The organism is Paraburkholderia atlantica (assembly GCF_009362785.1).
Taxonomy (GTDB): domain Bacteria; phylum Pseudomonadota; class Gammaproteobacteria; order Burkholderiales; family Burkholderiaceae; genus Paraburkholderia; species Paraburkholderia atlantica.
Genome location: NZ_WHNQ01000069.1, coordinates 1 through 14,709, shown reverse-complemented (window position 1 = coordinate 14,709; position 14,709 = coordinate 1). Strand labels below are relative to the sequence as shown.

At 59.2% G+C, this 14,709-nt stretch carries 7 protein-coding genes and 7 pseudogenes; 5 read left to right on the top strand and 9 right to left on the bottom strand.

Annotated features, from left to right (window positions below; all coding sequences use genetic code 11):
* Positions 1–231, bottom strand: a pseudogene (locus GCT19_RS38455) (ISL3 family transposase); the annotation flags it as partial.
* Between the two features lie 20 nt (positions 232–251).
* On the opposite strand from GCT19_RS38455, the gene GCT19_RS38450 reads away from it, so the two are divergent.
* The gene (locus tag GCT19_RS38450) at positions 252–446 is read left to right on the top strand and encodes a DUF3892 domain-containing protein (RefSeq protein WP_227749454.1); all 195 of its coding nucleotides are present in this window, start codon (positions 252–254) and stop codon (positions 444–446) included.
* Positions 447–738: 292 nt separating this feature from the next.
* Here the strand turns inward: GCT19_RS38450 and GCT19_RS38445 are convergent, their stop codons facing one another.
* The 3 genes and pseudogenes from GCT19_RS38445 to GCT19_RS38430 form a co-directional block, all read right to left on the bottom strand.
* A complete protein-coding gene (locus GCT19_RS38445) occupies positions 739–1,824 on the bottom strand; it encodes a hypothetical protein (RefSeq protein ID WP_176137980.1) in 1,086 nt (361 codons plus the stop codon).
* A complete protein-coding gene (locus GCT19_RS44950; protein ID WP_084598443.1) occupies positions 1,821–2,795 on the bottom strand; it encodes a transposase in 975 nt (324 codons plus the stop codon). Before GCT19_RS44950 ends, GCT19_RS38445 begins: the two co-directional genes overlap by 4 nt.
* Positions 2,796–4,207: 1,412 nt before the next feature.
* Positions 4,208–4,913, bottom strand: a pseudogene (locus GCT19_RS38430) (IS110 family RNA-guided transposase); the annotation flags it as partial.
* A gap of 84 nt (positions 4,914–4,997) precedes the next feature.
* Here GCT19_RS38430 and GCT19_RS38425 point away from each other — a divergent pair.
* Together GCT19_RS38425 and GCT19_RS38420 are read left to right on the top strand one after the other, a co-directional pair.
* Positions 4,998–5,174 (top strand): annotated as a pseudogene (locus GCT19_RS38425) (IS6 family transposase); the annotation flags it as partial.
* Between the two features lie 107 nt (positions 5,175–5,281).
* Positions 5,282–6,432 (top strand): annotated as a pseudogene (locus GCT19_RS38420) (IS110 family RNA-guided transposase).
* Between the two features lie 417 nt (positions 6,433–6,849).
* Here the strand turns inward: GCT19_RS38420 and GCT19_RS43970 are convergent.
* Positions 6,850–6,975: pseudogene (locus tag GCT19_RS43970) on the bottom strand (IS5/IS1182 family transposase); the annotation flags it as partial.
* A gap of 846 nt (positions 6,976–7,821) precedes the next feature.
* On the opposite strand from GCT19_RS43970, the pseudogene GCT19_RS38410 reads away from it, so the two are divergent.
* Both GCT19_RS38410 and GCT19_RS38405 read left to right on the top strand, forming a co-directional pair.
* A pseudogene (locus tag GCT19_RS38410) lies at positions 7,822–8,433 on the top strand (transposase); the annotation flags it as partial.
* A gap of 213 nt (positions 8,434–8,646) precedes the next feature.
* Complete coding sequence (locus GCT19_RS38405; protein WP_152854839.1) at positions 8,647–10,053, top strand: GGDEF domain-containing protein; 1,407 nt, start codon at positions 8,647–8,649, stop codon at positions 10,051–10,053.
* A gap of 257 nt (positions 10,054–10,310) precedes the next feature.
* Here the strand turns inward: GCT19_RS38405 and GCT19_RS45140 are convergent.
* The 4 genes and pseudogenes from GCT19_RS45140 to GCT19_RS38365 form a co-directional block, all read right to left on the bottom strand.
* Positions 10,311–10,544: pseudogene (locus tag GCT19_RS45140) on the bottom strand (IS66 family transposase); the annotation flags it as partial.
* Between the two features lie 963 nt (positions 10,545–11,507).
* Positions 11,508–13,442 carry an NHL repeat-containing protein gene (locus GCT19_RS38380; protein WP_018437927.1) on the bottom strand — a complete coding sequence of 645 codons (1,935 nt, stop codon included), beginning with the start codon at positions 13,440–13,442 and terminating at the stop codon, positions 11,508–11,510.
* 654 nt (positions 13,443–14,096) lie between these two features.
* Positions 14,097–14,402, bottom strand: coding sequence for a hypothetical protein (locus GCT19_RS38370; protein ID WP_227717818.1), 306 nt, complete (start codon positions 14,400–14,402; stop codon positions 14,097–14,099).
* Between the two features lie 83 nt (positions 14,403–14,485).
* On the bottom strand, positions 14,486–14,709 hold a 224-nt coding region (locus GCT19_RS38365), incomplete at its 5' end, for a transposase (protein WP_193727512.1).

The following is a 14,709-nucleotide window of genomic DNA, read 5'->3' as shown; positions in this document are numbered from 1 at the left end:
CGTGCGCACTTCGAGGTAGCAGTCATGCTGGAAAAAGTTCAGGTGCCGGTAACGCTTGACGATAGTGTCATGCACGGGATGCGCGCCGGCCACCTCAGGATGCGCGAAGCGGCTTCCGGCAGTGAAGTCGATCTGGATCGTCAGCAGCTTGGTGGCCGCGTCGAAATCGACGCCGCTCACGAACCACGGATCACTTACACCCAATGCGGCTTCGAACAGCTTGCTGTGCATGACCTGCCTTCGTCTTGATTATGCAGAAACCGGGACGATACCACCCACTGGAAATTCAACAGAGGCACTTCTATGTTGTCGGAGGTGGCGAGACCGCTGATGTGTTCGTCTGGCAAACCCCGCAAGGCCACAAATACCTCAGGACCGGGCACGACATGACCATTGCGGACAATCTTCTCGGCCTGCCGGAGTGCCCAATAAATGGTTGTCGTTGAGCATGGCGGATTCAACGTCGCCACCGCCATGCTGCCCAGCGCACCTTGCCCGGATTTCGGGGGCGAACAAGGTAAGCACAATTTCCTATCATAGGCGCCCAAGTTATTATGACCTGGTCAAATCGCCGAAAGTTGGCACACATGCCGGGCGTGCCATCCGGGCTCAGAGTTCATCCCAGATTTGCGGAAGTGTTTCAGCAGGTCGGCCAGGGAGGCTAAGACTTGGGTTGCCACAAATACCCCGCTTTTTGCAGCCGGGCAAGCCAGGCTCCCCGCTTGCCATGACTCGACATCAATTGCGCCGGACGACGCCGGAATACGACATCGCGCCTGGCGTTTTCATACGCTTCGGCGAGATCCAGCAACTTCTGGAATGCCTGATCGTAGGCGCTGCCCGTTGTGCGTCGCAGTTGTGCATCGATGCTTGACCACGCCGTGTCTTCCTGTTCGAGAAGTAATGTGAGGTACCGTGTGCGTTCCTTACGACGGCGGGCCTCGGCCGACTGGCGTGCTTCCCGCTCCCTGCTTTCACGGATGGCACGATGAGAGGCGACCCTTGATTCGATTTCGGATATTCGACGGCGCCCGGGCAATTCAATTGCTTTGCATTCCTGCCCTTCCTCCATTTGACAGAAGCGCTTCGAAGCGTTCTCTCCGCTTCACGGCTGCGTCCTTGTAGCAGGATGCGCAGTTTCGCCCGCATTTCCTCAAACGGCAACTCACGTAACGAGGAATCAAAGCGACTGCCTTTGCTCCTGCTGGATTCTGGGGCCAATAATGACGGGCTGGCCTCGGCGGCGGCGGCGAGCCAATCCGCATCCAGCATCAGAAACTCGGCCAGTGCTACCTGTGCAGGCGTCAACGCCTGTAATCCCGCAGGCACCGGCGGTTCGATTTCATCATCGTGTATTTCATCATTCCCGAGGCGGGCAAGCCACCCAAGATAAAGCGGGCGAGCATCGCCGGCGAGCAACTCGTCGCGTACAGGCAGCAGGCGCGTCATCCACCCCGCACCATCCATCTCCTCCGAGAAGCGGGCATGTTCACCCGAGTCATCGTTGAACGACCAGTCGAGGAGGCACCAGTCATCGACGTCCATGGCCTCGAATGCTTTCTCGAAACGGTAGCGCCTCTCTCGTCCAGCCTTGACGTAATCGCGGATGGTCGCCGCGTCAAACGTCCCGTGCGGCAGGCGAAGAAGCAGGCGGCAGCTCCCCCAGTTGGAGGAGTAAACATGGGCATCGAAATATTGCTGTACCCACTCGAGCAGGTCGCCCTTGAGGGTTCCCCAGTGATATTCGTTGACGAAGCTCGAGGCGGTGATCGTGAGGCTCGGCGCAATCGGTCCACTGGAATACCGGAAGAGCCCCGAAATCAAGGCGCAGACCAATCCTGGTTTCGCCGCCCGAGGTTGGCATCCAGCTGGCGTTGATCGATCCATTCGCGTGCCCGTTCAAGCGCGAATTGGTGCGCGGTGTCTGCATCCGCGAAAGGTGGGCCGATCAGGCCGGAGCGCTCAATGCGCTCGCCGTTCTTGGCGATTTCAAAACTCGCGCGACATTCTCGATTCCGCACAAGTTCTGCGACAACGTAGATAACGTAGCCACTAGGTCCAATCACACGCAGGCCTCGCGGCCTCCCGCAACTCATCCACAGTGGCATCTGCTGCCGGCTGTTGGGTTCAAGACCCTTATGTGTCTGGTTGGCCTTGCGATCCCCCCCGGCAAGGGGTGGTCTGCAGTCTTTGCTCTCGCGGCTAAGAGTCTGGTCTAGTCGACTATGAAAGTTGTACTTTTCCAAGGAGGACAACGGCGGGTACGCCTCAGCGGATTTCGTTAAGGAGGTGGTGTTACAGGCTTCAATGGCGGGAGGGGGAGTCAGCTGATGCGTAATCCGTGCCAAAGGTTCAAGTGAACACAATGGGAGCGTATCGTCTTCTTGCTTTGCGTCACGTTGCCACGTTTCAGGACTACTCCAGAAGACGTACTGCTCCAATGTTTCCCGCGGCTTGTGCGCTACTCCTGACTGTGCTGGTCTTTCTGCGGCGCGCGGCGGCTCAGGCACATAGGATAGACTCCGGCCGTTGAGTGTCAGCAGCCGTATCATCTCGGCCAACGCACCATTGGTTTGCCACTCCGTAAAACGCCGCCGGCAAGTAGGCGGAGAAGGATAATAAGGGGGGAGCTTCGACCAAGGCTGACAAGTTGACAGGAGCCACAGGACGGCATTGGCGATCGTGCGGGCTGGGGCACAGGGCCGTCCGCGTCGAAGCACGCGGCTGTCTGACGGGTATGACAAAAGCGTCGACAATTGCGCCCATTCCTCATCTGTTAGCTCTTGAAAAGGCATTCAAATCTCCGCGTGCTTCGACGCACCCGTTGGGGCCTGTCCTTCCCTAGACCATGTCGAAATTTCCACCATATGGAAGTCACGATGGTGAAACACTTGGTCAGTGAATCTCCAAGAGTTAACAGCTTGTTTGCAGAAGGCCTCTATCAACGAATTCTACTTCACTGGAGCCACCCGCATATTAGCTATATCGATTCCTGTTCTCACCGAGGGAAGCTGCGCAAGCGTGCGGCTCAGGGCAGCATTGGTATCCCGCATATGGTGCCACACCGCAAGCCAGCCCTCTCGTGAGTCTAATGTTTTTGCTTCACCATAAACGCGCCCCAAAACGTTGGGTTGACCTTCTTTGGGTGCAGTTCGTCAGCTACTCTCATCTGCCTCGTTGAATCGCAGTACGATTTCGTTTTGGCTTAGAAATCAGCGCACCTCCGCTCCGGCGAACGTGACGGAAAGTTGACCATGCTTGACAAAAAAGCAATCTATATGCCTTATAGTCGCCCCGCGTGAAACCACGGAAAGCAACCGACCTGACGATAAGCTTTGAAAGAGGCTGTCCTTTTTGTCCAACTCACGACGAGATAGTCGGATTGTTGCCAAAGCGGCGTGATCTGATTCACGCCGAGTACCCCATTGGTAAGTTAGAGTCGCTAACAAATGTCGTCGATGCCCCCCCGGTGAACTGCCGGACAAGGCTTTTGGGAGGACGCATCGAGTCTACGGTTGCCGAACCTGGGCGCGAAGGTTCTCGATCCGCTGCGCCATGGGCTCAAAGATTGCTTGCATCGTTGCGCGGGATACGTCTGGTACATCGGCCTCCTGCAACAGGGAAGGTAACTGCGCGAGCAAGGTGGTCCAGTGCTGCCAGGTGTGCTCCAGCAGATCGGCCTGCACCCAGAGATCGCGCTGCGGGCGCGCATCGAGAATCGTCTGCAGTTCGCGTTCGAGCGTCGCGCCCTCGGAGAGGACAGCAAAGGAATGGACGCCGTGCTGCCCGCTGATGTGCGGATGGATCGGGTGATTGCCGATGGCGCGTACTACAGCATCGAGAGTACCGAAGCGCTTTCAGGCGCGGGCGTGACGCCCGACATCCGACCGCCAGCTCACGCTGTCGTACACAGCGAGGAGCGAACCCGCCGGCATGACCAGATCGTCAGATACATCGAGGACATAGGCATCTATGCATTTAATACGGCTACGGTGTGCGCTCGCTGGTCGAGGCACAGATCTCGCGCGTCAAGCGCTGCATCGGTAAACGCCTGCTGACGCAGGAGCTTGCGTCGAAGGAAGGCGAAGGCATAATCATCGCCAACCTGCTGAACCGGTGGAACGCCTTCGGCAAACCGGTTTGGGTCAAAAATGCATAGTCGCGTCCATGGCACGGGAACTCGCGCCCATCCGGACAAAGCCCATCGATACTGCTTTCCATCGCCGAGTTCTGAGGCAAGTAAGCTTGCGGTAATCGTTACAACTCCCGGAGTGGTAAGCAGTCGCTGGGCGATAGCGTCATCCGCAAGCTGCCGGTTGAGCTCCTTCTCGATCTGGCCAATCTGCTCCGAAAGATATTTGAAATGCGCATGCAGGCGCTCAAGAATCGCGACGAGACGTGGCGGGAGGGAGTGCTCGGCCAGCAAGACGGGCAGGCGCCTGACAACGGCATTGCCGACAGGTAGCGTGACGCCGAATTCAAGCAGGAATCCATGCATCTGATTGGTCGCGCAAACCTTGTCCCGAACGAGTGAGTCGCGTACCCGGTGCAGGGCAGACAGTGTCTGCTGCGATACAGTCTTCGTCGTTACGAAGCGCATTGACGGTCTGGAGGCTGCTTCGCAGATTGCCTCGGCATCGACGAAATCGTTCTTGTTGCTCTTCACAAACGGGCGTACGAACTGCAGCGAGATCAGCTTTGACTCGTGCCCGAGTTCGGCGATCTTGCGTGCCATGCAGTGCGCACCAGCACACGCCTCCATGACTACCGTGCATGGATGGAGCGTGGCGAAGAACTCAATCAGCTGCTTGCGCGATACCTTTCTGCGAAACACCGCTTGCCCCGCCGCATCCTGACCATGAAGATGAAAAGCGTGCTTACCCGGATCAATACCGACCTGTGACGTTTTGCATGGCAGATCTTTCAAGGAATCCCGGCAGAGTACCCCTGCTGCGGGCGTTGTCACGTTGTCAAGGGCGGTCGAGTAAGATGGCCATATGACCAAGAACAAATCGCTTTATCATGGCCATCGGTTTGCGGCAGCTATCATTTGCTGTGCGGTTCGCTGGTACTTTCGGTTGCAGTTGAGCCTGCGCGACATCGAAGAGTTGCTATTCGAGCAAGGCGTCGTGGTCAGTTATGAAACTATCCGACGTTGGTGCGACAAGTTCGGCGCGGGCTTCGCGCATCGCATTAGATGCTATGAGGGAGGGCAGCGGCAGCAAGCCCGACTGGAGTAAAACGGGATTTGCACACTCGTTTTCTCCGGAGGAGCACGCAAATGGACGCGTCTGACACAGCCCTCCGTGGGCAGAATACGACGGCAGGTGGCCGTCTGTACATGGCTTTTGAACTGGGCGAGAAGAGCTGGAAGCTCTCGCTGGGTGATGGCCAGCGCGCGCCCAGCCGCTGTACGGTCGCCGCTGGTGATACCACCGCAGTTCTCACCGCCATCGTCAACGCGAGGGCGCGTTGCCATCTCGGCGCCGACGCACCCGTCTACCGCTGTTATGAACCTGGCCGCGATGGCTTCTGGCTGCACCGCTGGCTGACTGGACAGGGCATTGCCAATCTCGTGGTGGATTCGGCCAGCATCGAGGTGAACCGCCGTGCGGGTCGTGCCAAGACGGACCGGCTCGACAGCGACAAGCTGCTGTCCATGCTCATCCGCTATCACAGTGGCGAGCGGCGCGTATGGGCGGTGGCACGTATCCCAACTCCCGAGCAGGAAGATGACCGGCGGTTGCACCGCGAACTCGAACGCCTGCGACAGGAACGTACCGCGCACACCAACCGGATCCGCTCCCTGCTTGTATTGCATAACCTTCGGGTCAGGTATGTTGGTGGCCGCATCTGGACGCACTGGTGGAGCCGGCAGCGCGATCTGCTCGCTCCCGGTCTACGCGCCGAGATCGACCGTGAATGTGAGCGCCTCGCGCTCGTGCGCCAGCAGATCCGCTCGCTCGAAGTGCAACAGGAGCGGCAGGTGCGCAGCGGCGCGCACCCCGGCATGGCGTTGCTGGCGCAGCTCGCGGGCATCGGTACCGGCAGCGCGTGGACACTCGTCAGGGAACTCTTTGGCTGGCGGCAGTTTCGCAACCGCCGCGAAGTGGCCGGCTGTCTGGGCCTGGCGCCCACGCCGTATGCCAAGGGCACCAGCGAGGTTGAACTCGGTATCAGCAAGGCGGGCAACCGGCGATGCCGCTGGCTGATGGTCGAGCTCGCCTGGAGCTGGCTGCGCCTGCAGCCCGGCAGCCAGCTCAGCCACTGGTTCAACCAGGGTTTTCCGGCGCCGGCAAGCGGCTGCGGCGTATCGGTATCGTCGCGCTTGCCCGCCGTCTGGCGATCGCGCTGTGGCGCTTCCTCGAGCATGGCGAGATCCCCGAGGGTGCGATACTCAAGTCGGGAAAGCTGAACACCGTGAGAGCATGAACGGCATGAGACGCAGCAACAGCATGTAAAGGTCAACGCGCCCGAAACACGCTTGGGCTACCCGCTGCGGGTGGCCGTTTCCCTAGATGGGGCGCGTCGGTAACAGGGTAGCTCCAGCGCTTCGCGCATGCGGCATGAGGTGACCGGCCTGCCAGGCCGGCACGGATAGAAGGTCGACCCGGCACTGACCGGTCAACAGACACCCTGCCCTGAATGACATTGACATGCCAAGCTGCAACAAGGTGTACGTGAGAAGCGTCGGCCCCGTGCTTTACGGAATGGGCCCTACGGCCAGCCTGCGCCTGGTCATGGGGGAGTGACCGCGCAGACCGGCCGTAGGGCCCGGACAAGGAAATTTACTTCGTTTAACAGAATTCTTGAACAGGGCTTGACTTTCGGTTCCCATAGAAGAGCGTGTTATGCACTTTTGTTAAGGGTTGCAAAGTGGACAAGCATAAGCACGGAGAATACGACGAAGTGCAATCCGGCCCGGGTTTCGGGCAATCGCTCGTAGTCTCTGGTCAGTCTGCGGAAGCTGTTGAGCAAAGCCTTGCGACTTCGATTGGACTTGGCCGTCAAGGTGTGATCGCGGCGCCATCCTTTGGCCTACTTACGGGGACCGCGCTGGGGGGCGCGTTTGTCGGCCCGTTCACGCGCTTCCATTGCCCCGTTTCGAATAAAACGGCTCCGCCACTGCGCACAGTCGCGCCCACGGCACGATCATGTTCATCTCGTCGAGAAACGCTCGCGTCGCGTAGGGTTTGCGCTGCGCCCCGAATCACGCGCATTGATCGACTGCCTCGCCAGGGTAATTGTTTCATCGCGTTCTTGCTTTCGCCGTTGCGTGTCCACGCTATAACGCTCGACAGTCGTGAACGGTGGACTTAGTCAGCATTGCGCTAGATCAACACCTTTGATGCCATATTACGGCAGACTTCCTACCAGCTAACGCGCGTCCATCTCAACTGCGAGGTAATTGCATGCAGACAATCCTTGTCGCGCCATTAATTGCCGCGCCGATGATATCGGCGCATGCAGAACCGGCGACACAGCTATCAAAGCCGTCAATATCGTTCGTATCTTTGTCCGGCATATACAACGTCGTCGCATGCTGTCATCGGCTACGTGTAAGCGATTCGTAGTGACCGAGACTCATTCACACGCCGTGCCAGTGCGCACCTGACTACCTTGTTAGCTAGAGATCTCGGGCCGCGCGGTGGGATATCGTAGAGTACCCAGCAGTGGAAGATCGCATCGGCTTCTTGCGTGCTGCCGCAGAAAACAAGTTCAATTTCGGAGGCTCGATCATGGCTCAACAAGGCTACTTCACGCTCCTGCGCGGGTGCAAAACTACAATCGCCGGGCGTCACGGGCTGCCCGGATTGGCAGGTATGCGCGCCTGCACGCGCGACGCTGGGCGAGCTGATCAACCGTACGAAGCGCTTCCTTACGCAGAAGCCGAAAGACAAAAACAAGCTGTGCGCCTTACATGCGCTTGAGGTGGAGTGCCTATCGAAAGGCGAGGCGCGTAAGCCGTACGAATTTGGCGTAAAAGTGTCGATCGTCACGACACACCGTGAAGGGCTGGTGGTGAGGATGCGCTCGATGCCGGGCAATCCGTACGACAAGCATACGCTGGAAGAAGCGCTTGAAGAGGCGCACATTCTGAGTGAGGTAAAGCCTGAGACAGTCTTCGTTGATCGTGGCTAGCGGGGCGTTGACGTTGAAGGCGTAAAGATTTTGCATCCCGGATTGCGTCGCGGTGTGACGCGAGCGTTGCGTGTGATGATCCGGCGGCGCAGCGCGATCGAGCCAGCTATCGGCCAGATGAAGAGTGACGGCACGCTCGGGCGTAACTGGTTAAAGGGTGCTCCGGGTGATGCGCTACACGCGGTACTGTGCGGTGCAGGTCACAATCTGCGCCTGATCCTCAGGAAGCTGAGGTTTATCTGTGTGCTCATTCTCGCGCTGCTGTATGCAGCGTCTGCGCCGGCGAGTTAGCGAGCTAAACGGACAAGGTAACGGCAGTCGTCACGATGCTGACCGACTGCGACATCGTTCAACCCTGACGCCTGAAGAAGCCGAAAATGAATTGTTCATGACCGACTAGTGAAGATGGGCGTTGGCAGCGTTCTCGTCGTTTGCGTGCAACCACGCAAACACTCGGGCGAGTACATCGAGGTATGCCAACGACAGACCGAGAGAACCAAATCCATGAGCGCGACCACTGCGGTGCAGACTGACCAGCCACTTCCGCTTGTTCGGTTTATCACGCGAGTCTACGCACAGTTAGTGCTGGCCGCTTTCGCTCTTGTTCCGTCCTATCTGATCGGCTACCTGCATTTATTTCAGAACCCGACACTCGAGTTCGAGAACCATCCGTTCCATGAATTTGCAATTGCAGCTGCGACGCTTGAGGCCCTTTTTGTCACATACGTGGCATGGCAGTGTTATCGGTCCTCCGGAGAGCCGCTGCTGCGATGGATGACACTGGCTTTCCTGGGATTTGTACTGATCTACGCGTTGCATGGCGCATTCACCGGGCTCGCACATGACAACATTTGGCTATTCCTGTTGTACGGACCGGCGTCGCGCCTGACGATGTCAATCCTGCTGCTAGTCGGGCTTCTGTCGTATCACCGGCCGCCTGACCCAGCCGACCGCCGCACCGGAGCCCGGTACTGGCTGAGCTGGGCCGCAATCTTCCTCGTCGTGGACGTTTTGGTCGCGCTTCTGGCGCATTCTACGGTTGCTGGGATAGTCCTGCTTCGGTTCATGGAGGCTACGGCACTCATTCTGTCAACGCTGAACGTCGCCATCTTGATGCTGAGTCGGCCTCGGTCGCCGTTGATGTTGGTGTACGGTATCGCCATCACGTCGTTCGCGCTGTCGTCGGTCGCTTTCCTCCTTGGTCGCCCATGGAATCACATGTGGTGGCTTGCTCATGTCATTTTCGCCAGCGGCTTCTTTCTTCTCAGCTATGGCGTGGCGTATGCCTTTTTGACAACACGCTCATTTGCGACGATCTATAGTCGCGAGGAATTGAACGCACGGCTCGCCCATGCGATGGCCCGCACCGAAAGCGCTCTGCAGGAGCTGCAGCGTACCAACCGGAAACTTGAGCATCTGGCGGCGACCGACCCGCTAACGGGGGCCGCCAACCGTCGTCATTTCATTGAGCGTTTAGAAGCAGAGGTCGCTCGCGCAAAGAGTGAAGGTGCCCCGTTCTCGCTCCTCGCGCTCGACGTCGACAATTTTAAGTGGGTGAACGACGCTTACGGGCATCAGGTCGGCGACACAGTCCTGCAGGGATTCGTGCAAGCATGCCTCGACGCGATCCGGCCGTACGACGGCGTAGCACGCGTGGGAGGTGAAGAGTTCATGGTGCTGCTGCCCCGTACGTCGCTGGATGCCGCACTTGCAGTTGGCGAGCGCATTCGCGCGGCAATTGCAAGCACGACGTTCGCCGGTGAGGTCGGACGCAGGGTGTCGATAACAGTTAGTATCGGTATATCGCAGTTCGGTAGGGATGGCAGTACGATTGATGCACTGCTTCGGGCAGCCGACCAGCGGCTCTACCACGCCAAGCGTCAGGGTCGCAACCGGGTGGCGGCTGTATAGCGGACGAAAGCCCGCCGATGTGCGCAAGCGCTCTTTCACTGTCGCGCAGTCGCGTCCACGTCATTGAGCACGCGACATCTGAAGCAATACAGAAGGTAACGCTGATCAACCACCCATTCACGCGGCGTCTGGATTGGGGTGCCATCAAGAAACGGATTTTTGCGTACGCTAGGGTGGTCCAGTCGATTTCCTGATGCGCAACGGCCGGCATCGCCCCTTGGCGACGCATTTGTTGGCGTGCCACCTTTGTTCACCCCGCCTTGGCGGTTCGGCGAGTAGCCGAACCAGACCGAAACCGGTTGCGCCGAGCCGGAGCGATGATCGTCGCGCACGTAGACCCATAGCCGGCCGGTGCGGGTCTTCCTGTTGCCCGGTGAGAGCGGGATCGGCGTGTCATCCGCGTGGAGCTTGGTCGCGGCCATCGTATAGCGGCGCAGCGCCTCTGTTAGCGGAGCGCACAGTGCCTCGCACTGGCCGACCCCGCGGCCCATACGCCGTCGCGCGCCGCGATCGCCGACCGCCGGTACAACGGCTGGTGGTCTGCATACTTCGAGACGAGGATGTCTGCCAGCAAGCTCGGATGGGCGATGCTCCGCTGGATCGGCAGGCCGGGCATCGGCGGCTGGGTTATGGTGCTGCAGCAGGGGCAAACCAGTTTGCGCTGGATCGGGATTCTCCTCAAGCGCTGTTTGCACCTTCGCTGCCAACCCCTGGAACCCGCATCGCATATCGGTGACGCCAGCAGCGATCCAGATGCGCGTGCCTGCCGGTAGGAAGATCATGAGCGCAGACTGCCCAGTACGATCCGCAACATATCGGCATCAACCAGGCCGTCCACTTTAACCACCGCACGACCGATGGGTCAGTTTTACATCGGCGCTAACAACATTCGACCGCCCGACAAATTCGTCGAGCGTGCCATGGGTTATCCCCGTCGCCATCCCTCCACCTTACTGCTCGGTTACGCGTGGAATTCGCGCTCGGGCAGTCGTGAAATCCCTGCTCGGTTTGCCGTGGAATCGGCGCTCGGTTTGGTGTGGAATCAGCGTTCGGTTTAGCGTGGAATACGCATCCTGTCTGGAGCATCTTTGCATCGCGTTCGGCATCGGCCCGTCCAGCGGGTTGGAGACCGTGCTCGCACAGGAACTCGTGGCACGGCGAATCAGGCTGAGCGCCGGGCTCGATACCGTCGTCATCCAGCCCGGTTACTTCGACACGCGATCTGGTCGCGCATGCACGTGTGAGAACGCTCCATCGCGTTTCTCGAAACAGGCGCGGACGGCTCACCGCTGCAACTTGCGCCGATCGCCGTTGCGCCTCCACGATTCGATGCCCGTGAGCATGAACACACTCGTCGAGATGTCAAAGGACGCCTTCGAGTTTGCGCTTCCGCTGAAGTGCCTTTTGGCGAAAATTTCACGAATGCCGGTCGACCCTCCTTATGGAACGCGCGATCAGGGAGTCCAGCGATAAATGGTAATGCTGGAGCCCTTGACATTGTTTTTCGTGACCACGTACTCGCCCGTCGATCGAAGATATGCCCTGACTCCGTACATCGAATCGACAGCGCTGCTGGCGTCCACGGTGCCGTTACTGGTGTTGACCAGCGTGGCGTCGAGATTGCCGGTAGCGAGATTGAAGGCGTCGATGTCCGGCAGCACTTGCCCGGTGCCGCCGAACCAGTAGCCGACGAACAGGTAGCTGCCGACTGCGTCAATCGACTTGGCGCCGGTGTGGGAGAGGTTGATCACCGGATCAGGTGCGGTGGTGTTGCCAGCGCTCCAGCCGTGGTAGACCTCGATCCGCGTGCCTATCGATGTCCAGTCCATACTCCCGACGGCACCTTGTCCGAGAATCATGGTGTCGCTGTCCGCGAGGTAGACGATGCGCGTTAACGGATGAATGCTCTTGGGAACGCGAATGGGGATGCCAGGTCCCCATGCAGGCTTGCCGCTGGCGTCAAAGCCGGCCAGCGGGTAGTGGTAGATGTAACCGGTCTTATTCAGCCCGGCCCACACGCCCCCCTCGCTGTCGATGCAGAATCCATCCCTGACCGGTGCGCTCGTATTGAAGGCCGGACCGGGAAGCGTGGCATCCGGTATGGCGATGTAGCCATTCGCGGCGTTGAAGTGGAAAAAGTAGAAGGTATCGGGATTCTGCGCGGACGCCACGAGGATCCGGTTGGCACCGACGGCGGCAACTTGACTGAAGTGCTCGCCTCGCGCACGATCGTTCATGTTGACGCGCGGGTCCGACGGGTACGCAAACGGATCGACGGTGTTTGCGACGAAGGTACCTCCCGCCCGGCCGGTGTAGATATTCGTGCCGCCATAGAACAGCACCCCGTCTGTGGCCGGGTCCGGGGTGGCGATGCCCTCGAGGTTGAGGGACTGGAGCATCCACCGCAGAGCGCCGGCACTGTTATACGAATGAATGTCCGTGCCGCCGTTGCGGCCGAGGTCCCAGCTTCCGCCCCATGGATTGTTGAGGACATAGAGGTTGCCGGCGGTATCTGTGCCGATGCCGGCGACGCGGGTGAAGCGCTTTGCGCCGACCTGGCCTTTGATTCCCGTCGTCGTGTCAAGGTAACCACCCTGAATGCCAAATGTACTGGCCACGGTTGGCGTGCCGGCGACGTTGTAGCGCTTGATGTTCATGTCGGGGCCCTCGTCGCCGACCATTAGTTGCGCCGATGACGCATCATAATAGAGGGCCGCAGGCTGCGACCCGCTGGGCATCCGGATGGTGTTGCGCAGGGCGCCGGTTGGACTGAACTGGACGATGGTTCCCGCACTCTTCTGTGCGACCCAGATGTTGCCTGCGCCATCCAGGGCGAGAGCGCCAGGGCCCGAGACATTGATGTCCCGCTGCCAGACACCGTCAGTGGTGTAGATCCGAACACGACTACCATAAAAGTCGCTTGCATAGAGGAGTGAGTCCGCAGTGGCAAGTCCGGTGACGACATCGATCCGAGGCTGGTTGTTCGACGCACTGACCTGAATGAAAAGGTCGCGAATCCCAGTCCTGCGATCGTATCGTCCCACCGCACCGCTTCCGTACGAGCTATCGTACTGTAGTGCCGCGAAGACTGACGTGGCATTACCTGCAATGGCGCTGCCCTGAAACTCGCCGTGGGTGCCGATGGAGCCGATGGTGCGGCCGTTCTGGTAGATTGCGACGCCGCCCCCATACTCGTCCCACATGGAGGCCGTGTAAATCGCGCCTTCAGGCGCGACCCACATGGAACGCGCGGCGTTGCCCACATGCGCGGCGAGTGTGCCATATGTGTTCGCCAGCCAGTCGGTGGTGTTTTGCGCCGGACCTGCCGGCGCAATCGCGGCAAGCGCTGCGAACAGGAGCGCAGCATGAATTCGTTGTTTCTCGATCATGACTGACGCTCGTCCGGTTGTGGTGAAAGTACGGGTAAATGGCCGGCCCATAGAGGTCGGCGCGTGACGTTAATAAACAACGATGTGGGCGCTTCGAGCTTCCGAGTTGTCGGAAGCGAGAGCGCAGCATTTCCGATCATCTGGCGTTCCCGGTAGGGCCGTGCACGTCATTCACGCAGAAGGCCGGCGAGTGATTCATGCTGACGACCACGCCCACGTGCGGAGGCAGTGACCACTCCTGTTCGCGCCCGGATCAGATCGAGAACGGCCCGCAACCGTCCGCCCTGCGGCGCTGACCGTATGAACGGCCGACTTCGTCCTGAATCCATGTTGAAGCGCAACCTGCATTTACTCCAGTAACGTGATTTGTGTCCATCATGCCGCCCCGCCGAGCAAGCTGTCTTCGGCCGACGCCTGCGGGCTAGGACACGCAAACTCCGGGCGAGGCTAAGAAGCGACGTGATGGTGATCCGACAGGAATGCTCGTCGGAGTTGGGTTCTGCCGTTTTCTGCAACAGCCCAACTGCAACTTTCAGAGAACGCCTTAACGCGACAATGTCAACATATGTCGTGGGGAGTTGAACAAAAAGGACGACCATCCAGACAATTGATCCCGCCCCTCCAGTGTCTCAGAAACCGTTTTGCATAAGCGTCTCATCCTTGCGAGGATGGAATCGGCGGTGGCCGTCCACATGAACGGGCGTTTATCAGGTTGTACTGATCGACGTAACGTTGGATACTGCCGCTGAAGCCGAGATTGTCGCCGCCTTTCTTTGCCGCGGTTGTGGTGCCATCGCCGTGGATGATGCGCGTGTCCAGACGGTCGTCGCCATGAAGCCTGAACACCGAAGCCTCCAAAACAGCATCAAGGCATCCGTCCGATTCCCAGCGCCGGAAGGCGCGATAAATGCGTGTGTAATGGATCTCGGGGCGGCCGTGCCGATCCTTCTCGATGGGCAACTCGGGAGCGTCTGAATTTTTGTGTGCAAGGCGTCTGAAGATTTCAGGCGTGGCAGGCGATCAATTTCATTCTAGCTGTTGGGTCATGTGAAGCGATCCTCGTAGAGGATCGCGAACTGCCGCATGGCGGCCTTCCAGTCGTGGGCCGCACGGTGCCAGTCGCTGGTGATTTTGCGCAGCGCAAGCCAGAGCAGTTTGGTCGCCGCTTCATCGGACGGGAAGTGTCCGCGCGTCTTGATGATCTTGCGCAGCTGTGCATTCACGCTCTCCAGCGAATTGGTGTAGATGACCTTGCGCACCTCAGGCG